17 protein-coding genes are annotated in these 20,510 nt (G+C 49.1%); 3 read left to right on the forward strand and 14 right to left on the reverse strand.

All coding sequences use genetic code 11. The annotated features are described in order from the left end of the window. Positions 1-148: 148 nt before the first annotated feature. Positions 149-772 carry a phosphoribosylanthranilate isomerase gene (gene trpF, locus BD749_RS02890; RefSeq protein ID WP_101442862.1) on the forward strand — a complete coding sequence of 208 codons (624 nt, stop codon included), beginning with the start codon at positions 149-151 and terminating at the stop codon, positions 770-772. 258 nt (positions 773-1,030) lie between these two features. Here the strand turns inward: trpF and trmB are convergent, their stop codons facing one another. The 9 genes from trmB to holA form a co-directional block, all read right to left on the reverse strand. Next, on the reverse strand, positions 1,031-1,684 hold the full coding sequence (gene trmB, locus BD749_RS02895) for a tRNA (guanosine(46)-N7)-methyltransferase TrmB (protein ID WP_101442863.1): 654 nt from the start codon (positions 1,682-1,684) through the stop codon (positions 1,031-1,033). A gap of 3 nt (positions 1,685-1,687) precedes the next feature. Beyond that, complete coding sequence (locus tag BD749_RS02900; RefSeq protein WP_218972540.1) at positions 1,688-2,935, reverse strand: bifunctional folylpolyglutamate synthase/dihydrofolate synthase; 1,248 nt, start codon at positions 2,933-2,935, stop codon at positions 1,688-1,690. Between the two features lie 59 nt (positions 2,936-2,994). Further along, positions 2,995-3,915 carry a hypothetical protein gene (locus BD749_RS02905; protein ID WP_101442865.1) on the reverse strand — a complete coding sequence of 307 codons (921 nt, stop codon included), beginning with the start codon at positions 3,913-3,915 and terminating at the stop codon, positions 2,995-2,997. 12 nt (positions 3,916-3,927) lie between these two features. Beyond that, positions 3,928-4,323, reverse strand: coding sequence for an ExbD/TolR family protein (locus BD749_RS02910; protein ID WP_101442866.1), 396 nt, complete (start codon positions 4,321-4,323; stop codon positions 3,928-3,930). Positions 4,324-4,325: 2 nt separating this feature from the next. Next, entirely contained in the window at positions 4,326-4,979 is a 654-nt protein-coding gene (locus BD749_RS02915) for a MotA/TolQ/ExbB proton channel family protein (protein WP_101442867.1), read from the reverse strand. Between the two features lie 52 nt (positions 4,980-5,031). Beyond that, positions 5,032-6,153, reverse strand: coding sequence for an HU domain-containing protein (locus tag BD749_RS02920; RefSeq protein ID WP_180336300.1), 1,122 nt, complete (start codon positions 6,151-6,153; stop codon positions 5,032-5,034). Positions 6,154-6,159: 6 nt separating this feature from the next. Next, complete coding sequence (locus BD749_RS02925) at positions 6,160-7,851, reverse strand: TonB-dependent receptor (RefSeq protein WP_245868655.1); 1,692 nt, start codon at positions 7,849-7,851, stop codon at positions 6,160-6,162. 24 nt (positions 7,852-7,875) lie between these two features. Further along, positions 7,876-10,926: a tetratricopeptide repeat protein gene (locus BD749_RS02930; protein ID WP_101442870.1), complete on the reverse strand. Its 3,051-nt coding sequence runs from the start codon at positions 10,924-10,926 to the stop codon at positions 7,876-7,878. Between the two features lie 230 nt (positions 10,927-11,156). Continuing rightward, on the reverse strand, positions 11,157-12,206 hold the full coding sequence (gene holA / locus BD749_RS02935; RefSeq protein WP_101442871.1) for a DNA polymerase III subunit delta: 1,050 nt from the start codon (positions 12,204-12,206) through the stop codon (positions 11,157-11,159). A gap of 582 nt (positions 12,207-12,788) precedes the next feature. On the opposite strand from holA, the gene tyrS reads away from it, so the two are divergent. Then, the gene (gene tyrS, locus BD749_RS02940) at positions 12,789-14,093 is read left to right on the forward strand and encodes a tyrosine--tRNA ligase (protein WP_101442872.1); all 1,305 of its coding nucleotides are present in this window, start codon (positions 12,789-12,791) and stop codon (positions 14,091-14,093) included. A gap of 78 nt (positions 14,094-14,171) precedes the next feature. Here tyrS and BD749_RS02945 read toward each other — a convergent pair whose 3' ends face one another. Both BD749_RS02945 and BD749_RS02950 read right to left on the reverse strand, forming a co-directional pair. Continuing rightward, positions 14,172-14,363, reverse strand: coding sequence for a histone H1 (locus tag BD749_RS02945; RefSeq protein WP_101442873.1), 192 nt, complete (start codon positions 14,361-14,363; stop codon positions 14,172-14,174). 106 nt (positions 14,364-14,469) lie between these two features. Next, positions 14,470-15,708, reverse strand: a complete 1,239-nt coding sequence (locus BD749_RS02950; RefSeq protein WP_101442874.1) for an aminotransferase class I/II-fold pyridoxal phosphate-dependent enzyme — start codon at positions 15,706-15,708, stop codon at positions 14,470-14,472. Between the two features lie 208 nt (positions 15,709-15,916). Here BD749_RS02950 and accC point away from each other — a divergent pair, with 208 nt between their 5' ends. After that, on the forward strand, positions 15,917-17,419 hold the full coding sequence (gene accC / locus BD749_RS02955; RefSeq protein WP_101442875.1) for an acetyl-CoA carboxylase biotin carboxylase subunit: 1,503 nt from the start codon (positions 15,917-15,919) through the stop codon (positions 17,417-17,419). A gap of 75 nt (positions 17,420-17,494) precedes the next feature. On the opposite strand, the gene bshB1 is transcribed toward accC, so the two are convergent. From bshB1 to trxB, 3 genes are all read right to left on the reverse strand, one after another. Further along, the gene (gene bshB1 / locus BD749_RS02960) at positions 17,495-18,217 is read right to left on the reverse strand and encodes a bacillithiol biosynthesis deacetylase BshB1 (protein ID WP_101442876.1); all 723 of its coding nucleotides are present in this window, start codon (positions 18,215-18,217) and stop codon (positions 17,495-17,497) included. An 11-nt stretch (positions 18,218-18,228) separates the two neighbouring features. Then, positions 18,229-19,278 (reverse strand): M23 family metallopeptidase, encoded by a 1,050-nt coding sequence (locus BD749_RS02965; RefSeq protein ID WP_245868658.1) that lies wholly within the window; start codon positions 19,276-19,278, stop codon positions 18,229-18,231. A gap of 135 nt (positions 19,279-19,413) precedes the next feature. Continuing rightward, a complete protein-coding gene (gene trxB, locus BD749_RS02970) occupies positions 19,414-20,352 on the reverse strand; it encodes a thioredoxin-disulfide reductase (protein ID WP_101442877.1) in 939 nt (312 codons plus the stop codon). Positions 20,353-20,510: the final 158 nt, after the last annotated feature.

Here is a 20,510-nt window from a genome sequence, read left to right on the forward strand (position 1 = left end):
GGCAAATATTGTAGCAACAACTGTTTTGGGAGGCTACAGACCGCTAAAAAAATTATTAAAAAAAATGGCATTGTACCCGTTTAGGAACTTACTTTGGTATTCAATAAAGATGAACTGAATCCGTTGGATTCTTAAAACATAGATTGCTATGGGCTTACGTACCTCTGTAATAGTAAATGGTATCAACAATTTGAGCGACGCACGTTACTGCGCCGGCATGGGTGTTGATGTGATTAGCTTTAACCTGAAACTGGACGACAAAACGCGCATGTCTTCGGACACACTGAAAGAGATCGTCGGCTGGGTATCGGGAGTGAAACTGGCGGGCGAGTTTGAACGCGCCAAGCCTGATGTCATCAACCAGTATGCAGATGATTTCGGTCTCGATTACATTCAGCTAGACACACCCTATCTCATAGACGAGATTGAGGAGATCAACCGTCCGGTTATCCAGAAGGTGTTTATCAATAAAGACACCGTGGAAAGCGAACTGCTGGAAATGATGGAACTGTATGGCCCCTCTGTTGATAGTTTCCTGATCTATTCCTCAGACTTTGAAGAGATTGACGCCACTAATATAAAGTTCTTAAAGAACCTGGCCAAACGCTTTCATATCTACCTGGGTTTCGGCGTGCACCGACACAACATCAATACCGTGCTAAAAGAGATCAAGCCTGCCGGCATTGGACTGCGCGGTGGTCATGAGATCAAGCCTGGCCTGAAAGATTTTGACGAGCTTCAGGAGATATTCGAGGAAATTGAGGAAAATTAGGAAGTTTAAGAATTAAGGAATCAGAGAGTTTAGGAGTTAAAATGCTACGATGTTACATTCTAACCTCGTAGCATTGCCGTTTCCCGATGAGAAAGTTCGCAACCTGCACAAATCTTGCCCCAAACTACGTAGGTAACCTTTTATACCGGACTATCTATACCTTGAACTAAAAACGGGTATCCAGTAAATACAAGAAGGTCCGCTATACCTAGGTATGGCGGACCTTTATGGTTTAATATAATAACACTATGGCATAAGCTATACCTTGAACTGAAGGTATTTTATAGCTATACCTTCGGCCAGGTATCGTTTTTCATAAGTTGTGTAGATACCCATGGTGTGCTCCTGAAGATCAGATTGGTAAAGATCATGTGTGTACAGCAACTCTTTAGGCTGTCTCTCCTGCAAAACTTCCAGGGTATAATCAAAGAGCATCTGGTTATCCGTCTTCAGGTGCAAAATACCGCCTGGCTTCAGCACTTTGGCATAGAGATCCAGAAAACGTGGCGATGTGAGGCGGCGCTTGATATCACGGTCTTTCGGACGTGGATCAGGGAAAGTCACCCAAATTTCATCAACTTCGCCTGCAGCAAAGTTATCTTCCAGGTTTTCGATAAAGGTGCGCAGAAAGGCCACATTATGCAGATCTTCCTCCTCTGCCAAAGAACTACCTTTCCATATACGTGCTCCCTTGATGTCCAGCCCCAGGAAGTTTTTGTCAGGATACAGACGGGCCATCCCCACGGTGTACTCCCCGCGTCCGCAGCCAATCTCCAGGATCAGGGGATTGGCATTCTCGAAAAACTCATCCCGCCACTTACCTTTCAACTGACCATAGAGTTCTCCTTCTGGTTCTATCACATTCTCACGCTCCGCTATGGCGGCAAACTTTGCTAATTTACTTCTTCCCATTTCTTATAGTTCGTCAATCTCTGCGACCACAAAGGTACTACCTCCGATAAATATTACCTCATCCGGTTGCGCATTTCCCCTGGCCGCGTCAATGGCATCACGCACTGTAGAGTAGGAATCCCCTTTCAATCCAACCTGGTCGGCTTTTTCCTTCAGCTCTGCTACAGGCAATGCGCGCGGAATCTGTGCCTGGCAAAAGTAATAGGTATAACCCTTGGGCAGAAGCTGCAGGATTGTGGTCACATCTTTGTCATTCACGGCCCCAAACACCAAGTGTACCTGCTTCGGCTTCAAGGCGCTCAATTGAGCAAGTATCTGTTTAATACCATCTACATTATGACCTGTATCACAAATAGTTAAAGGCTTATAACCTAACACCTGCCAACGCCCTTTCAGGCCGGTGATTGTTTTAGCGTGTGCTATGCCTTGGCGTATGGCTTCATCTGTTATAAGAAACCCTCGCTCACGCAGTAAGAGCAACGATTGCAGCACACCGGGCAGATTATACTGCTGGTATATCCCAGCCAGATCGCCTTGCAGGGATTGAAGCCAAATGTATCCCTCCCGGTACACATCGTATACCTGTCCCTCTAAGTTCTGTTCGAGGACTTGCATGCGTATATGATCGGTGGCAAAGTGCAGTGGAGCCTGTTCAAGTGCGGCCTTCTGCTCGAAAACATGCACGATTTCGGCCTGCTTGGTGCTGACCACCGCTGGTGTATGGGCTTTGATGATACCCGCCTTCTCGCCTGCAATCTCGGCCAGCGTATTCCCCAGGAGTGCCTGGTGGTCAAATCCTATGTTGGTGATCAGCGACAGTTCAGGCTTAATGATGTTCGTGGAATCAAGTCTGCCTCCCAGGCCCACTTCAATAACGGCAACTTCTACCCCCTCATCAGCAAAGTACTGAAAGGCGAGTGCCACGGTCATCTCAAAAAAGGAAGGCTTCACCTGCTCAAAAAGGTCCTTGTTTTGTTCAACAAAGTGAATCAGGTAGTCCTGGGGAAGTTCTACGCCATTTATGCGCACCCTTTCGGTAAAAGACTTGAGATGCGGGGAGGTATAAAGACCTGTTTTATAGCCGGCGCTTTGCAGTACGGCAGCCAGCATATGGGAACTACTCCCCTTGCCATTGGTGCCGGCCACATGAACTGTTTTAAACTTGGTCTGTGGCTGACCAAGTGCATCACAAAGGGCTACAATGTTGTCCAGGCTCTTCTTAAAAGCAGCATTGCCGATGCGTTGAAACATCGGCAATTGCTGGTATAGGTAATCAAGACACTCTTGATAAGTCATGAAATCAATACGAATTAGCGTGATCTGATCACAAACGTTACGGTACCGGTGGCGCCTGTTGTGCTTCGACCTCCGCCCGTGCGGCTGAAGGTTGTTTTTTGAAGCTGCTCGCGGTACCATTTCTCCACGTGTGGCGACACGGTGCTCTCCAGTCGGTCAATGCCGATCAGGTTGCCGTCAGCGTCGATACGGATGCGGAATTTTACGAAGCCGGTCTCGTTCTCGTAAGGGTCACGCTTGGGAGAAATATCGTAGCGCCAACCCGCCATATCGAGGCCATCGCCTCCACCGCCGCCACCAGGGGTACCTTCATAATTCTTGGCAGTCATCTGGCCACGTGGGTCGCCTTTGTCACCTACTTTGTTCGCATCGTTGCCGTTGTTGTTACCTGTCGCCTCATTTGAGGTACCGGCTTTACCTGTTCCAGTGCTTTCCGTTGGCTTACCAGGGTATAGCGTGCGTGGCTTCTCAGGTTCTGGCTTCTTCACCTCCTCCTTCGGCTGCTCCACTGGCTTTTTCACTTCTTCTACCTTCGGCTGTGGTTTTGGCTGAGGCTTTACCTCCTCTTTCACCGACACCGGGGATTCCACAGGGGCCGTTACCACTTTTGGTGTTTCAACCGGAGTGGGCGGTGTAGGTGTGGCGGCAGCAACTGGCTTAGGCTCCGGAAGCGGATCTGGCTGTGTTGGAGCAGGCTTGCTGTCCTGCACGTTCTTCGACTCGTTTGGAGTAGCAGTTGACTGCACGTCTCCGCTGCCCACAGCATCTGTGCCGTAGTTAATCTCTATACCGATCTCCTCGTCTGGTTTGCCGGGGGCGCCATTCCAGGCCAGCAGGAAAAAGAGCAGCAACAGAATAATGATGTGCAGGGTAATGCTAATGCCTGCAGCAATCTTCTTATTCTTTTCCTCCTCCTGTGATAGTGCTATCTCCATGTGTAATCAGTGCTACTTAGTAGGCTCAGTGGCCAGAGTTACTTTCGCTCTCAAGCTGGCGGCTATACCTGCCACCTTGGCCAGGTACTCCACTGGCACGGTCTTGTCAACGTTCAACACCACCACACCTTCTTCTGTTCCCTGCAAAAGTGCTGCCAACTGCGTTTCCAGCTGCGCCTCGTCTATTTGCTTACCATTCAGAAAATACTGCAGGTCTTTCGTAATGGTGATATTCACCTTCTCCATCACAATGTTAGACACCTTGCTGGACGGCAAACTAACTGGTAGCCCTGTAGGAGTAACAAAGTTTGAGGTAAGCATGAAGAAAATAAGCAACAGGAAGATAATGTCCGTCATAGAGGACATGTTGAAATCGGGGTTGATCCTGTTTTTGGAGCGTAAATTCATGCTTAAAGTTGTGGTTCTTGTAACAGATCAATGAATTCAATCGAAGAGTACTCCATGGCGTGTACGATGTTATCGATCTTAGACACCAGGTAGTTGTACCCTACGTAAGCTGGCAGACCGATCATCAGACCGGTAGCTGTTGTTACCATCGCCTGGTAGATACCAGCTGACAGCAATTGCGGGCTTACGGAACCCTCTGCCTGCGCAATGGCGATAAAGGCCTGGATCATACCCGTTACCGTACCCAGGAAGCCCAGCATCGGGGCAGCACCTGCAATCGTGGCCAAAGCAGCCAGATTACGCTCCAGTCGGCTGATCTCGATCTTGCCCACGTTCTCAATTGATGTCTCGATGTTCTTAAGTGGGTTACCGATGCGGCTCACCCCTTTGCCTAGCATTCTGGCTACTGGTGTGTTTGTCTGAGCGCATAACATACGGGCCCCGTTTATGTCGCCGGCCAATACCATGCTCTTGATGCGGTCGCTGAAGCCATCCGGATTTTTAGAGGCTTTTTTTAGGGTCAGGTAACGTTCGAAGAAAATGTAGACAGCCGCCAGCGACAGAAGCAGCAGTGGGATCATGGCCCAACCACCTGCCATTGCCAGGTCCAGCAAGGAAACGGAGCTTTCTGCTGTTTCTGCTCCATCAACCAGCATTGAAGTTGTATCGGCAGGAGCCGTTGTAATTTGTAAGAAGAGAGATGTCATGTTAATTATTATAAACCCAAATATTTTCTCCGAATGATTTTCTGTAAGTGTTCATGGCTGCCTGCGCTTCTTCTGCCGTGGCGAAATCGGCTACAGACACCTTAAATAAGCGGCTCCCTTTACCGGGCTCCAGCACTTTGGCCTCGTGGCCGAACTCCGCTATTTCCTGACGATTGAACTCAGCGTTGAGCATGCGGGCATAACCCCCTGTAATAATGTAAAAACGGCCGTCTTTGCCGCTCACTGTCGTCGTAACCGGAGCCGGCACCGCTATCTCCTCAACCGGCTCTTCATTATCACTAACGAATTCGTTAGCAGCATATTGAGTAGTCTGATCAGAAGTACTGGTAGAAGCAGCATCCCAGTTAGCAGCGTCTTCGGCTATACCTGTCTCAGGTGCCTCGAGAGCGTCCATTGCGGTCGATTGATCGAACGTGGCTTCCTGCTGCGTAATTGATGCAATGGCAGTATTTTCATCGGCTGTCTGCTTGTCGCCGCTTATTAGCGAGATCGGGTTAAGGCTGCTCAGGTTATAATCCGTTTGCAGAGACACCATATACAGCGCCGCTCCAACCAAGCCTGTCAGTGCCAATCCTGCTGCCACGTGGTAGGCGCGCTTCAGGCGGACTTTGAATGGTTTATTTGCAGGCGTAGGCTCCGTCGGCTGGCGTTCTTTAATCAGGGTGCGCAGTACCGCCGGCTCCTCCGGACGAACTGGTCTGGCCACAATCTCCGGCAGACCAAAGCTGGACTCGAGCAAATTATCGCCTTCGGTATATTCAAAAACCAGCTTCTGTTCATGGTTGTACTTGAACACACCAATGTCGGTCAGCTCAAAGCGCTGCTCTTTCTCCAATCGGCTTCGTACCTCATGCACGAAGGACAAAACCAGTTGTCTGGCTTCTTCCTTAGAGGTATTGTTTGCATAGGCAATGGTGCTGATGAGCAGGCCATCGTTGAGCACCAGCTTTTCGTTGAAAGCAATTTTCTTGGACGGCGGCACCAGCGTATGCTTTACCGGATTGATCCGGGCAGGCACATACCTTGTGATCAACCCGCCAAAATCAGGTATGATCACACAGTCGTGATTATAGAGCAGGTGCTTGATGTGCTTTTCTACCATAGGCACTTAGAAAGAATAAGAGACGCCTCCTATCAGGTTAATACTTTTGTTGGGGTAATTTACAAACCTTTCGTATTTCTGCGCAAACAAATTATTCACCATCAGGAAAGTCGTGAACCGGTTGGAGAAGCGGTAGTCCGCCTTTAGGTTCAGGTCCACGATCGTATCCGTTTCCCGCAACACAAAAGTGCCGTCAGGACGGGTAATGCGCCCGAAAGAACTCCCAATATAGTAAAGTTCTGAATTAAAGAGAATCTTGTCGTAGAAGTTGTAGGTGGCAAAAACGCTCGCCAACAACTCCGGACGGTGAAACGGCTGCTCTAAGGTAGCTGTGCTATACTTGTTATAATCAGCCTTTAAACCAATGCGAAGTTCGTCAGAATAATTGAAAGTAGCCTCTCCATAAATATTCAAAACATTTGTCACACCGTCGTCATACACCAGGTCAAACTTGGCTGAGTCAAGCGCCGAGTTGTTGTAGAAGTACATGTTGCGGAAGTTCTGATAAGCCACACGCCCTGTCAGGTGCACAAAGTTGGCAATGTTAGCCTGCATACCGCCGTATACCTCCAAGCCTTTGTTCTGATCGGCCACTCTTACATTCGGTGCCAGGAATGGGTTCTCCTGTGTCAGCTGGTATAAAGTAACTCTTTGTAAGTCACCCCCTATACCTGCGTAAATCAAGAGGTTATCTTTAATTGGCTCAACACCTACACGCACCGTTGGGTATACGTTGAACTTGCGGGCATCATTCACAGTATCACCTGTGTAGGCAATGTTAGCGCCAATGGCCAGACGAATAGCGTTCAGCTGACGCTCATACTGCGGATGCACTTTAAAGAGAGTGCGGTTAACCGAAGCAGAGTCTTTGTGCGACACCAGCGAGAGATCCGCGTCCACTTTGAAAGCGGAAACATCATCCAGGCCATACTCCGTATTCAACTTCGCAGCAATGTTCGTCTCCCGCATGTCATAGCGGTCGTTCAGATAATTCACGTTCAAGCCTGCTCTGAAAAGGAGCGGCATACCGGCACCATGGTTGTGCATATACCCTTCGGCATTCACACGGTTGAACACCTGGCTGATGGTATCTTTGTCGACTGTGGTTTCCTGCGTTGGGCTATACCCGTAAAAATGGTATTTGTCACGGCCGTAGCCCAGTTTACCACCCAGTGTAAGGCCTTGCATATACGCTTCACCATTTAAGTTGATGGCCGAGTTGGTTACAGCGGAATTCTTACCGTCTACTGGGCCTCTGGCGGAGGTGATGTGGCTGACATCCGCACCGTAGGAGGCCACGTTGCTGCGTTTGTTGTGAAAGTAGCCTTTCAGGTATAGCGTACCATAGTTACCTATACCGGCCTTAATGTAGTTGCCATAGAGCTTAGACAATTCATCCTGCTTAATGGTGAGGACCCGCATCTGCAGGTCTACATCCTGGTCTTCAAGTCGGTAATCATTGAAGCGGTAACGAACGTTGCGCTCGCCCGGCTCAGGAGCCACCACCGCAAATTTTTGGTAGTTGCGCGATGCCCGGGGCAATTCGAGCTTGCGGTCCTTCTCCACCACTACCTCCGAGTCCTGCAGTTTAGCGCCTTCGCCCCAACCAGTGGTTTGCGCCTGGGCACTGTTTAGAAAGCTATACCCGGCACACAATACAATCGCTGCAATGGAAGCCTTTTTCAATCTATTCTTCATGTTGCTATTTCTCTTCATGATGCATTATCTTCTTCTTCCTTTCACGGAGTCTGCTGGGGCTGTGCTCGGAGCGCCTCCCAATTTGGCCAGCTTCTGTTTTGCATCAGCCACGATCTCCGGCACCGGTGAGTGCTCGATGATGGAGTTAAGGGTTGAAGTCGCCTGGAAGGTCTCGTTCTGTGCCACGTAGTTATCCGCTATGATCAGGAAGGACTTGCCCAGCCAGAAGTCGTAGTTTGAGAACTTCGAGTTAAAGTCAAATGCAACATCAATTGACTCGGCATATTTTTTCTGCTTGTACAGTATCTCCGCTACCAGGTAGTGCGCTTCAGCTCCGTTTTCATCTGTCGCAGATGAAGCTGCTTCTCGCAGCTCTTTCAGCGCTTGGTCCAGGTTGCCTTCGGCATAGGTTGCCTTGCCCTTGTAGAGTTGTGCCGTGTTAAACACATAGAGGGCAGAGTTCCCCTGGCTGATCAGCTCGTTGGCAATACGCTTCGAGGCCGCATAATCATTCGAGAGGAAGTGACTCTTCATCAGGCCGGTCAGAGCTGTCTGCTGCTCACGACGGTTAGTGGCTGTGTCACGCAGGCGACTGTAGTACTTAATTGCCTCAGCGTAGTTCTTGTTCTCAAACTCAGCGTCTGCCACCTTCTGGATTGCACGGTTTACATACTCACTCTTATTTTCCGCCACAACAGCCTTCATCAGCTTCAAACCTTGCTCCGTTTGGTTAATGCGCAAATAAGAATCTGCCAGGAAGTAATTCGCATCGCTCACATATGGGCTGTTCGGATAAGTTTTCAGGTAATTCTCGAGTTTGGTGACAGCCTGGTCGTACTTTTCGTTGAAGTACAAGGTCTTAGAAGCTTCGAACTCAATACTTTCCAGTGCATTACTCTCTGGGTTGGCCGTTCTGAATTTTTCTGCATACACATCAAATTCAGCGCTTCTGTTCTGAGTGGCCAGTACTTCCTGCAAGCTGTAAAGCGAACCGCTTGCTGAACGGGAGTTCGGGAATTCGTCGAGTACACGCTTGTAGTCTGCGGCAGCCTCGGCATTACGGCCCAGGTTAGCGTAGGCTATACCTCTTTTCTCCAGGGCATTAGGCACCAGGCGGCTTTGAGGCCGTCCTTGTATGAGCGCCGTAAAGCCAGAAACAGCTGACTGGTAGTTACCCGATTCAAAATCGATGATGGCACGCTGGTACATGGCCGGCTCCACGTAGCGCGATTTCTGGTATTGGCTGTAAACGGTCTGCAGGTTCTGCTTGGCTGCTTCTTTGTTACCCATTAAGCTAAGCACAATTCCTTTCTGGAAGTACACATAGTCTTTGTCATTGGAATTAGAAGCCAAAACTTTATCGTAGAGCGACAAGGCAGGGGCATACTGCTTGTTCACATAATGCAGGTCGGCCAGTCGCATCATGGCATCGTAATGGTTCGGGTCGCTCGGGCTGGTGCCATCTACATACGCCTTGAAGTGCGGCATCGCCTTGTCATACTCCTTGTTATTATAGTAGGCGTAGCCAATGCCGTAGCGGGACTTCATGTAATACTCCGACTTGCGGGCTTCGCTGTTACGGAATACAGCCGCATAACTGTTGATGGCATCCACGTAGCGCTGCCCCATAGAGTAAGCCTCTCCTTTCACAAAGTGGCTGGCCGCCGTGATCTCCTTGTCATAAGGATACTGCAGCGACTTGTCCAGCAACGAAACGGCGGTCGGGAACTTGCCTTCGTTGTAAAGATTGACGCCATACAAATGCGTAACACGCTGGTAAGTTTCCAGCATTTTGTAGCTCTTGTTCGGCATGCTCTCAATGTGTCTGATCGCCTCCGAATAGTTGTTCGAATTAAAGTAAGCCTCGGTGAGCAGGTTATCTACGTCAGCGGCATGCTCTGATTTGGGGAACTCCTGGTTGAAGTTCTGGAGAGAATTGAAAACATCGCGGAAATTGCCCAGCTCATAGCTTACCTGCGCAAACTTTACGGTTGCCGCTTCGGTAATCGTCCTGTCCTGGTCGTTTTTGCGCGCCTGGTCAAAAGCAGTGAGGGCATACTGTTTGTTATCCTCGCGCAAATAGCTCATGCCCAGATAATAAGCTGCATTTTGTCCCAGCGCGTCTTTCTTACTTGCTACTTCCTTAAAGTTGGCAATGGCATTTTTGAAGTTGCCATTCTTATAGTCCGTATAAGCGATCTTATATTGGATCACCGGTTCAAGCTTCCGTTTGCCCTGCGCATACTGGCTGAAGTACTTCTCAGCTGATTTGTAATCGGCGCGCTGGTAATAGGCATCACCCACCAAAAGCGCAATTTCTTCGGCCTGCTGCACTTTGGGAGTTTTGGCCAAGGCCGCCTCTCCGTAGCGGATCACTTCGTAAATATCCTGTTCCTTATAAAGGATCTCCGTGATCATGTAAGGCACGATCTGCGCATACGCCTCATTCTTTTCAGCGATCAACAGGTCAGCCTTGGCGGCGTCATAATCCCCCTCTCGGTAGGAAATATAGCCGGCGTAGTAGTTGGAGGCATAGGCAAAACGATGCTCGTCTTCTCTGAAACCGGTCGTTTTGTTTTTATCGAACCAGATCTTGGCGTTCTTGAAGTCCTTGTTTGCGAAATAAGAATAACCGAGCTTAAACTCCAGCTCTTTGTTTTGCTTGATACTGAGCAGATGAGTCGGTGCGCTTTCGAGTTTCTCTACCGCCTTTTTGTAGTCCTTGTTCTCAAAGTAATACAGACCCAGCTCGTAATTGGCCAGCGCCGTTTTCGGGTGGGTCGGGAATTTGCGTGTAAAGTTCAGGATCAGCTGTTCAGCATCGGGGTGCAGCAGGTATAGTCCACTTAAGGCATAGTAGTACTGCGCGTCCGCGGTCTTGGCATCGTCACCAATCAGGTTAATGTACTTACGGAAAGCTTCCTGCGCCGCACCGTACTTGGCCCGGTCAAAGAGCTCTACGCCTTCGTGGTAATGCTTGTCTTTTGCGTTAAACACCTGGGTGTGCTGGGCTACCGCTACATGACTGCCTCCAGCCAAAACCGATGCCAGCGCTACTTTATAGGCTATCTTCATATGTATCTTGCTGCTCGCTCTCGAGCTATTCTTATGGCTAAATCTTAGAACTATTGGCTACAGCACCCGCTAGCGCCGTGCCTTACAGGCAAATTCAAAATTAATCAAAAATAGATAACCGTGCGAACCATCTGCAATAAACATCCGACCCTGGGCACTTGGATAAACCTTATACCTCTATACAATGCCGCAGCAGCAGCAAATATTGTGCTGTACGCATGAAATTGTACCTAATGACTTGCCAAAGTTCTGGGAACCGGATGTAAGATCTTGAAAACGAGTTCCTTTAAAATTTCAGATTCACTCATATCGCCACCGCTGATGCCCTTTACCTGCAAGTCGGCCACCCGGATATGATGAATAACGGCGACTACGCGCACTAGCGGAAAAACCCGGAGCGCCTGCATGTACTCTTTTGCCAGAAAGCCCCGGTTACCCAGACTCTTCCTGATCCCCGCCTCAGACTTATCAGCCGACTGGTGCAAAGTTAAAAGCTTGGTGAAAAACGTAAAGAGCAGGCTCAGGTTAGGTATAAGCGGATTATTTTTTGGATTCGCCTCAAAGTACTGAACAATCCGGTTGGCCTTCAGCGCATCCTGTGCGATAAGCGCAGACTGCAGCTCGAAGATATTGTACTCTTTGCTGATGCCGACGTTCTCCTGCACTACCCGCTCGTCTATCATTTGCCCCGGCTGCAGGTTGATTAACAGTTTGTCGATCTCATTGGCCTGGCGGGACAGGTCGGCACCGATATACTCGCTCAGTAACAGCACAGCCTTCGGGCTGATCTGCAAACCTTTGCTTTTGACATAGCCCGTTATCCAGGCAGGAATCTGGTTGTCGTAGAGCTTTTTAGTGGTGAGCAGGACCGCATGCTTTTGCACCACCTTGCCCAGGGACTTGCGGCCATCCAGGGACTTATGCTTGTGGCATAGCACCAGTATTGTGGAGGGCAAGGGGTTTTGCAGGTAAGCCTCCAGCTGTTTCATACCCTCTTCCCGCTCCAGGTCCACTATACTTTGGGCCTCCTTAACGATCACAACCTGCCGCTCGGCCATCATCGGGAAACGTTTGGCCTGCAGCAAGACGGTAGCCACATCCACATCTTTGCCATAGATCACGACCTGGTTGAAGCCCTTTTCGTGCTCCTGCAAGGCATTTGCCTCAATAAAGTCGGCAATTTGGTCGATATAAAAAGGCTCCTCTCCCTGCAGAAAATACACGGGGGCAAACTGCCTTTTCTTCAATTGCTCCAAGATGCCCTCAGGGGTATGCGACATGGCGTCAGAAAAATCTAATAGGGTGAATGTTCAGGTATACAGCCATCAAATATACAGGTATATGTGCTGCAAATAAAGGCAGAATTGTCAAAAATAAATTAACATACCACCGGCCCGGCATGCTTGCATCTTATACAAGCCAGATAAAGCCTTAACCAAGGCAACGCGTGGATATCAAGTTTCTGCATAAGCTATACCTGCGATGACAGCAAGTTTATGAAAACGGTTATGAGGTTGTTTCAAGCGAGTGATTTTTTAAAAAGTATATTCACCCGATACTTAAAGTGTTAAAAGGTTAAATATTGCATGTGAGCACTTTAAAACAAGAAACAAAACTTAACGCTCTACCTAATTATCTTCCGCAACTGCTAACTACTAATAAAAGCCGGGCGTAATATCCCTCTTGCTTCTAAGCAGTCAGTCAGTGGTCATGTGCTTTGCAGACCATGAGGTATACCTCCTTCCAAAGTAGCAATAACCGGGATAAAGACTAAGTCCGGATCAGGCCACTAGCGTGAACAGACCATGAATCTGCTAACTCTTTTATATCTTTGCCCTGAACAGACGATTATAAAGGCTTACATGAATCTGATAGAAGAATTAAGATGGAGAGGCATGCTCCACGATTTCATGCCGGGTACAGAAGAACAACTCGCTTCGGGCATGACCACCGGCTATATCGGCTTCGACCCGACGGCATCCTCCTTGCACATAGGTAACCTGGCGACGATCATGCTGCTGGTTCACTTGCAGCGGGCTGGCCATAAGCCGATCGCGCTTGTAGGCGGTGCCACCGGTATGATCGGCGACCCTTCAGGCAAATCAGCGGAGCGCAACCTGTTGGATGAAGCCACGCTACAGGCTAACCAGGCAGGTATACGCAAGCAGTTGGAGAAGTTCCTCGACTTTAACTGCGGCGAAAATTCAGCTGAGATCGTGAACAACTACGATTGGTTCAAAGAGTTCAGCTTTCTGGGCTTCCTGCGTGAAGTGGGCAAACACCTCACCGTTAATTATATGATGGCAAAGGACTCTGTGAAAAAGCGCATCAGCGCCGACGAAGAGGGCAACCGTGCCGAGGGCCTCTCCTATACCGAGTTCACCTACCAACTGATACAGGGTTACGATTTCTACCATCTTTACAAGAACAAAAACGTGCGCCTGCAGATGGGTGCATCGGATCAGTGGGGCAACATCACGACTGGTACCGAACTCATTCGCCGTATCGACGATGGCAAAGCCTATGCCTTGGTGGGCAAATTGGTGACAAAAGCGGATGGTACTAAATTTGGCAAGTCTGAAGGGGGCAACGTATGGCTCGACCCAGCCTTTACCTCACCTTACAAGTTCTACCAGTTCTGGCTCAACCTCTCAGACGAAGAAGCTGAGAAATTGATCAAGGTATACACGCTGTTGCCACAGGACGAGATCGAGCGCATAATTGAAGAGCACAAGCAAGCCCCTCACCTGCGTGTGCTTCAGAAAGCGCTGGCTAAAGATGTTACAATTCGCGTGCATTCCGAAGATGATTATAAATCGGCGGTGGATGCCTCTGAAATTTTATTTGGAAAAGGCGATTTAGAGACGCTGAAAGGCCTAAAAGAGGATGTTTTGCTGTCTGCTTTTGAAGGCTTGCCGCAAATAGAAGTGAGCCGTGGCAGCTACGAAACAGCCGCCACTGTGAGCGACCTGCTTTCTGAGGTGACAGGAGGCCAGATTTTTGAATCGAAGGGTGAAGCGAAGCGCATGATCAAAAACGGCGGCGTAAGCATCAACCGTCAGAAGATTCAGGGCACAGAAGAACCGGTTAACTACGAGTTGCTACAGGAGAAATACCTGGTAGTGCAGAAAGGAAAGAAAAACTACTACCTTGTTGCCGTTAACTAACTGATTTACAAGTAGTTTAAACTAAAAAAGGTGGTCTTTGCAGACCACCTTTTTTAGTTGTTAAGTGCTTAAAGAAGCTTATTTCTTCTCAGTTGCGCTGTTTTTCATGTCCTGAACTTCCTTACGGATGTCCTGTGCCATGTTTTTCAGGTCTTGCATACCTTTACGTACACGCGTACCAGCAGCTGCATTGTTCTTGTCGTAGAATTTCTCGAAGTCAGCTTCAAGTGACATTACAAGGTCCTTGAGTTTGCTAAAGTTGTTGTTCATTTGAGGTGTTAATTATAGTGAAACATTTGTTTTTACTGCTCCAATATACACATTAAATGATAACATGCAAAGATTAGCAAACTTTAATATATGCCTTTACAGCAAATTAAACGGACACTGTCGACTTAGAGTATAGACCTTTGTCTAGCTTTTGTGCAATCTTCTCAAATGCGTCAATTGTCTCCTTCACATCTTCCAGGGTATGGACAGCAGTAGGGATCAGGCGCAGCATGATCACATCTTTCGGTACAACCGGGTACACCACAATCGAGCAGAAGATGTTGTAGTTCTCGCGCAGGTCGAGCGTAAGCTGCGTAGCGTCCGGAATCTGACCGTTCAGGAACACAGGCGTAACAGGCGATTCTGTTGTACCGATATTGAATCCTTTTTCGCGCAAACCAGTCTGCAGGGCGTTTACCACCTCCCAAAGTTTGTCTTTCAGCTCTGGCTTGGTGCGCAACAGCTCCAGACGCTTAATAGCACCTACTGTTAGCGGCATAGGCAGTGACTTGGCAAAGATCTGGGAGCGCATATTGTAGCGCAAGTACTCTACTACCTGCTCATCAGCAGCCACAAAGGCACCGATGCTCGCCATAGACTTGGCGAAAGTAGAGAAGTAAACGTCAATACCATCCTGCACACCCAGGTGCTCACCAGTACCGGCACCAGTCTTACCCATGGTACCGAAACCATGCGCGTCGTCAACCAACAAACGGAACTGGAATTTCTTCTTCAGGTCAACCACTTCCTTTAGTTTGCCCAGGTTACCGGACATACCGAATACACCTTCTGTGATCACCAGAATGGCACCGCCTGTGTTTTCAGCCCAACGTGTAGCACGCTCCAGCTGCTTTTCGAGGCTGGCCATATCGTTGTGCGCATACACAAAGCGCTTCCCCTGGTGCAGGCGCACACCGTCAATAATACAAGCGTGAGACTCCGCATCGTAGACGATTACATCGTGGCGATCTACCAGCGCATCGATGATCGACACGACACCCTGATAACCGAAGTTCAGCAACAAAGCATCAGGCTTCTGCACAAATTCCGCCAGATCCGATTCCAACTTCTCATGCAGGTTTGAGTTACCGGACATGATACGCGCACCCATTGGGTAAGCCATACCCCATTCAGCAGCGGCTTCGGCATCTGCCTTGCGCACTTCCGGATGATTAGCCAGACCCAGGTAGTTGTTAAGGCTCCAGGTAAGTACTTCCTTGCCCCTAAACTTCATGCGCGGAGCGATCTCCCCTTCAAGCTTTGGAAACGTGAAATAGCCATGCGCATAATGTGAGTGGCTGCCTAAAGGACCTCTGTTGGTCAACAACTTTTCAAATAAATCCACCTTGTGTTTAATTAAGTTTTGGGATAATTTAAGGTTCTGATATAGTCAGTTATACTATGTTTTCAGTTCTGAGTATAATGCCTGCAAATTTATGATTTTATAGATTCATAAACAATTTCTAATACTCCTGCTGCTCCTTTTTCAGTGGCTCATTTTTAAGTTTGCCCGTTATACCGTTTCTTTGAAGAAAATAAAGCTTTGCTCTTGCATGAGAAAAATCAAGAAGATACTAGTAGCCAACCGTGGTGAAATAGCCCTGCGCGTGATGCGCTCTGCGAAAGAAATGGGTATCAGCACGGTGGCTGTCTACAGCGAGGCCGACCGCAACGCCCTGCACGTGCGCTACGCTGACGAGGCTGTTTGCGTTGGTGGCCCTAAGTCAAATGAATCCTACCTGCGTGGTGATGTGATCATCGATGTCTGCAAACGCTTGCAGGTAGATGCCATACACCCAGGCTATGGTTTTCTCTCCGAAAACGCCAACTTTGCCCGGCAAGTGCAGGAAGCCGGTTTGATCTTCATCGGGCCTTCTCCGGAAGCCATCGAACTGATGGGTAGCAAACTGGCCGCTAAGGCTGCTGTTGCCAAGTATAAGATCCCTATGGTACCAGGTACGGAAGAAGCCATCACCGATGTGGAAGAAGCCAAAGCGATCGCCTCTCAGGTTGGTTTCCCGATCCTGATCAAGGCAAGTGCTGGCGGCGGCGGTAAAGGTATGCGTGTAGTGGAGAGCGTGGAGGTGTTCGAGGAGCAAATGAAACTGGCGGTTAGCGAGGCGACCTCTGCATTTGGCGACGGCTCGGTTTTTATCGAGAAATACATCGGATCTCCGCGTCACATCGAAATTCAGGTATTAGGCGATACGCATGGCAACATTGTGCATTTGTTTGAGCGCGAGTGCTCTATTCAACGCCGCCACCAGAAGGTGATTGAAGAGGCTCCTTCTGCTGTCCTGACATCGGAACTCCGGGATGAGATGGGCCGCTGCGCTGTAGACGTAGCCAAAGCCTGCGACTATGTTGGAGCTGGCACCGTAGAGTTTCTGGTGGACGAGAACCTGAACTTCTATTTCCTGGAAATGAATACCCGCCTTCAGGTAGAGCATCCGGTAACAGAACAGATCACGGGGCTTGACCTGGTGAAAGAGCAGATCCTGATCGCAGAGGGCAACCCGCTCCACTTTCGTCAGGAGGATTTGCAAATTAACGGACATGCGCTCGAGCTGCGTGTGTATGCTGAAGATCCGGCCAATAACTTCCTGCCTGACATCGGTCGCCTGGAAACCTATGTGCGTCCGCAAGGCCTCGGCGTGCGAGTGGACGACGGCTTTGAGCAAGGCATGGATATTCCGATCTACTACGACCCGATGATCGCCAAGCTGGTGACGTTCGGCAAAGACCGCGAGGAGGCGATCGAGAAGATGCTGCGTGCTATCGACGAGTATAAGATTACAGGTATAGAAACGACACTGCCATTTGGCAAGTTTGTTCTGCAGCATGAGGCCTTTGTTTCCGGGAATTTCGACACCAAATTCATCGAGCGTTACTTTACGCCGAGTGTATTGGAGACAGAACTGACTGATGATGCAGAAGAAATTTCAGCTGTGCTGGCGGCAATTCTGCTAAGCAACAACAAGCTCAAAGTTCGTGCAACTACTACAGGCTCGCAAAACGGGCCTGCTTCCAACTGGCGCAAAAACAGAGTCAAGTAAGGTATAGCCTTCCCCATACATAACAAAAGCGGGCCGGTCATTAGACCGGCCCGCTTTTGTTATGTATGGACCAAATTATATCAGATCAAAAAGATTGCGGACTCCAACCTGTTTGGCTGAGGTAAAGCCCTCCCCAAATGTCACTCCTATCGCATGCCCATATTCGCGGGCTCTGGCTTCAATGAAATCCAGAAACTCCGGTGAAGAGATATACGTGTTGGGTGAGCTATCATCCGGGTTGTAAAACTGTGTTTTGAAAGCCCGGATTGTTTCAAGTTTTTTCTCCCAGAAAGGCGTTACATCCATCACAATATCAGGTTTGATATAACGGTCCTGAATAAAATTGTAAGTTGCCTTTGGTCTCCAGGCCTGCTGCTCTAAGCCATCCTCACCAATAGTTTTGATCATCTTAAGGCCAGCCAGGAAACAAGCCTCTGCCACAACAGCAGCACCACGTCCATGGTCAGGGTGCCGGTCGTGCACGGCATTCATCAGCACAATGTCCGGCTGATACTGACGTACCTTGCGTACGATCTGTAACTGATGTTCTCTGTCGTTGGAGAAAAATCCGTCGGCAAAGCCCAGGTTGTCTCGCACCGTAAGGCCCATAATGCTGGCAGCCTCTTCTGCCTCGGCCAAACGTTCCTCAGGGGTGCCGCGTGTTCCTAACTCACCTCGTGTCAGGTCTACAACTCCGGCTTTCTTACCTGCTGCAATGTGGGCTATCAGTGTACCGGCGCAGCCAAGCTCTACGTCATCCGGGTGCGAGGCAAAGGCAAGTATATCTAACTTTGTCATTAGTTGCTTCTTTATCTGATTCGGAGCGAACGTCCGACTTTCAGGGTAGTACGCGAGCTGATTCCGTTCAGTTTAGTGATCTGGCTAACGGGAACACCGTAACGCTTCGCTATACCTGACAGAGTGTCGCCGCTTCTCACTTTGTGATAAGTTGACTTTCGGGAACCACTGCTGCTGCTACCCTTAGACTTGTTATAATAGTTGAAAAGTGCTGAAGTTATGACGAAACTCTGCCCTTTGAGCAGGTAATCAGGAAAATCGTACATCAATTCCGGATCCAGCGGGTTGCCCTGGTAACGCACTTCGTAATGCAGGTGCGGCCCAGAGCTACGGCCGGTACTTCCACCCAATCCAATCACTTCTCCGGCCTTCACAAACTGACCTGTCTCCGCGATGGTACGGCTCATGTGCCCGTAAAGCGTCTCTAACCCGTTGTAATGGCGCAATACAATATAGTTACCGTATCCACCGCCATCCCATTTGTTTATGCGCACCACACCGTCAAAAGCAGCGTAGATAGAGTCGCCGGTATTGAGGTCAATGTCGGTGCCATAATGCCAGCGGTACCCCCTATGCCCGAAACGGCTCGTCACAGGGGTCTTCTCCAATGGCATCTTGTAGTCGCGTTTTACTTTAGGATCATACAGCGTAATGTCCACTGTATCTTTCAATTGCCGGCCGTCCATACGGTACGGATTGATGTTCCGAGTATCCCAAATGGCATAGTATCCCGCAATTTTGATCCAGGTAGAGTCGATCAGGACTTCCTCCGATACCTCCACAATATGCTGCTCTCCCAAGTCGAGCTCTGAAGTGTCTTCGCTTACAATGGAGAGTTCTTTCTTCGGGTTGAAGAAGATGGACTTGCCAGCGTCCGAATCATCCTCCGGAAACTCCTCGTATTTGATCAGGATGGTGGTATCAGGCCGTACGTAATCAATTTTAGGTGACTTTACCTTAAACAGATCTTTGACCTTTCCCTGTGCAAAGGCACTGCCCGACCCAATAAGCAGGAAGAGCAAAAAAAGTGCAATCGAAAGGGGTGCTTTATACTTTAGCATTCTATTGAATATTAGGCGGGCTGCTACTATTAAGCTTAATGTCGCAAAACTAACTACAGCAACGCCATTTTATTGTGGTTATCGGCTGTCTGCCCAAAACAAATTATGGCTGACAGGTATATCACCTTGCAAATTTTAGTGCAATTCCTGTGCAGACAAATAACGCTCGGCATCCAGCGCAGCCATACAACCTGAGCCTGCTGCTGTCACTGCCTGCCGGTAGGTATAATCCTGCACATCGCCACAGGCAAAAACCCCATCGATGTTGGTTTTGCTTGTTCCCGGAATCGTACGGATATAACCATTCTCGTCCAGATTCAGATAATCCGCAAAAATGCCAGAGTTCGGTTGGTGCCCGATTGCCACGAAAAAACCACTCACAGGGATCTCACGCAGTTCGTCGGTGAGCACATTGCGCACACGCACGCCCTCCACTACTTCACCTCCCAGAATCTCGTCCGTTACTGTATTCCAAAGTATCTCAATGTTCTTTGTCTTCTTCACCCGCTCCTGCATGATGGTAGAGGCGCGCATCTCGTCACGGCGAACGATCATGTATACCTTGTTGCAAATGTTGGCCAGGTAGGTAGCTTCTTCAGCAGCCGTATCGCCAGCACCTACAATCGCAACATCCTGACCACGGTAGAAGAAACCATCGCAAACGGCACAAGCACTCACGCCATTCCCGTTCAGGCGGGCCTCCGACTCCATACCCAGCCATTTGGCAGATGCGCCAGTGGAGATGATCACGGTATGAGCTTCGATCACCTTCTGGTCATCGATTGTCACCTTGTGTGGCTGCGAAGAAAAATCAACGGCAGTAGCGATGCCATAGCGCACATCAGTTCCAAAACGTTCAGCTTGGCGTTTGAAATCCTCCATCATCTGAGGACCGTTGATCCCATCCGGGTAGCCTGGATAATTCTCTACATCATTGGTAATAGTAAGCTGGCCTCCCGGCTGCAAGCCCTGGTAAAGTACAGGGTTTAGTCCGGCACGGGAAGCATAAATAGCTGCTGTATACCCAGCGGGACCTGATCCGATGATCAGGCATTTTACTTTCTCTATTTCCATTCTTAAGTGAAGCTTAATCGAAATTGGTTGCAAGTATACAAAAAATATGATGCTCTGCCTGCATACTTCCTATGTTAATTAGCATAAACCCGGCGGACAGCCTCATTGTTCACTGCAAATGCAAAGAGCCCTGACCTTACGGGCAGGGCTCTTCTTGT

This window comes from Pontibacter ramchanderi (assembly GCF_002846395.1).
GTDB lineage: Bacteria > Bacteroidota > Bacteroidia > Cytophagales > Hymenobacteraceae > Pontibacter > Pontibacter ramchanderi.

Excerpts from the sequence above, each read along its gene's own strand:
- trpF (WP_101442862.1), top strand. The coding sequence starts at position 149 with ATGGGCTTACGTACCTCTGTAATAGTAAATGGTATCAACAATTTGAGC.
- trmB (WP_101442863.1), bottom strand. The coding sequence starts at position 1,684 with ATGGGAAGAAGTAAATTAGCAAAGTTTGCCGCCATAGCGGAGCGTGAG.
- BD749_RS02900 (WP_218972540.1), bottom strand. The coding sequence starts at position 2,935 with ATGTTTCAACGCATCGGCAATGCTGCTTTTAAGAAGAGCCTGGACAAC.
- BD749_RS02905 (WP_101442865.1), bottom strand. The coding sequence starts at position 3,915 with ATGGAGATAGCACTATCACAGGAGGAGGAAAAGAATAAGAAGATTGCT.
- BD749_RS02910 (WP_101442866.1), bottom strand. The coding sequence starts at position 4,323 with ATGAATTTACGCTCCAAAAACAGGATCAACCCCGATTTCAACATGTCC.
- BD749_RS02915 (WP_101442867.1), bottom strand. The coding sequence starts at position 4,979 with ATGCTGGTTGATGGAGCAGAAACAGCAGAAAGCTCCGTTTCCTTGCTG.
- BD749_RS02920 (WP_180336300.1), bottom strand. The coding sequence starts at position 6,153 with ATGGTAGAAAAGCACATCAAGCACCTGCTCTATAATCACGACTGTGTG.
- BD749_RS02925 (WP_245868655.1), bottom strand. The coding sequence starts at position 7,851 with ATGAAGAATAGATTGAAAAAGGCTTCCATTGCAGCGATTGTATTGTGT.
- BD749_RS02930 (WP_101442870.1), bottom strand. The coding sequence starts at position 10,926 with ATGAAGATAGCCTATAAAGTAGCGCTGGCATCGGTTTTGGCTGGAGGC.
- holA (WP_101442871.1), bottom strand. The coding sequence starts at position 12,206 with ATGTCGCATACCCCTGAGGGCATCTTGGAGCAATTGAAGAAAAGGCAG.
- tyrS (WP_101442872.1), top strand. The coding sequence starts at position 12,789 with ATGAATCTGATAGAAGAATTAAGATGGAGAGGCATGCTCCACGATTTC.
- BD749_RS02945 (WP_101442873.1), bottom strand. The coding sequence starts at position 14,363 with ATGAACAACAACTTTAGCAAACTCAAGGACCTTGTAATGTCACTTGAA.
- accC (WP_101442875.1), top strand. The coding sequence starts at position 15,917 with ATGAGAAAAATCAAGAAGATACTAGTAGCCAACCGTGGTGAAATAGCC.
- bshB1 (WP_101442876.1), bottom strand. The coding sequence starts at position 18,217 with ATGACAAAGTTAGATATACTTGCCTTTGCCTCGCACCCGGATGACGTA.
- BD749_RS02965 (WP_245868658.1), bottom strand. The coding sequence starts at position 19,278 with ATGCTAAAGTATAAAGCACCCCTTTCGATTGCACTTTTTTTGCTCTTC.
- trxB (WP_101442877.1), bottom strand. The coding sequence starts at position 20,352 with ATGGAAATAGAGAAAGTAAAATGCCTGATCATCGGATCAGGTCCCGCT.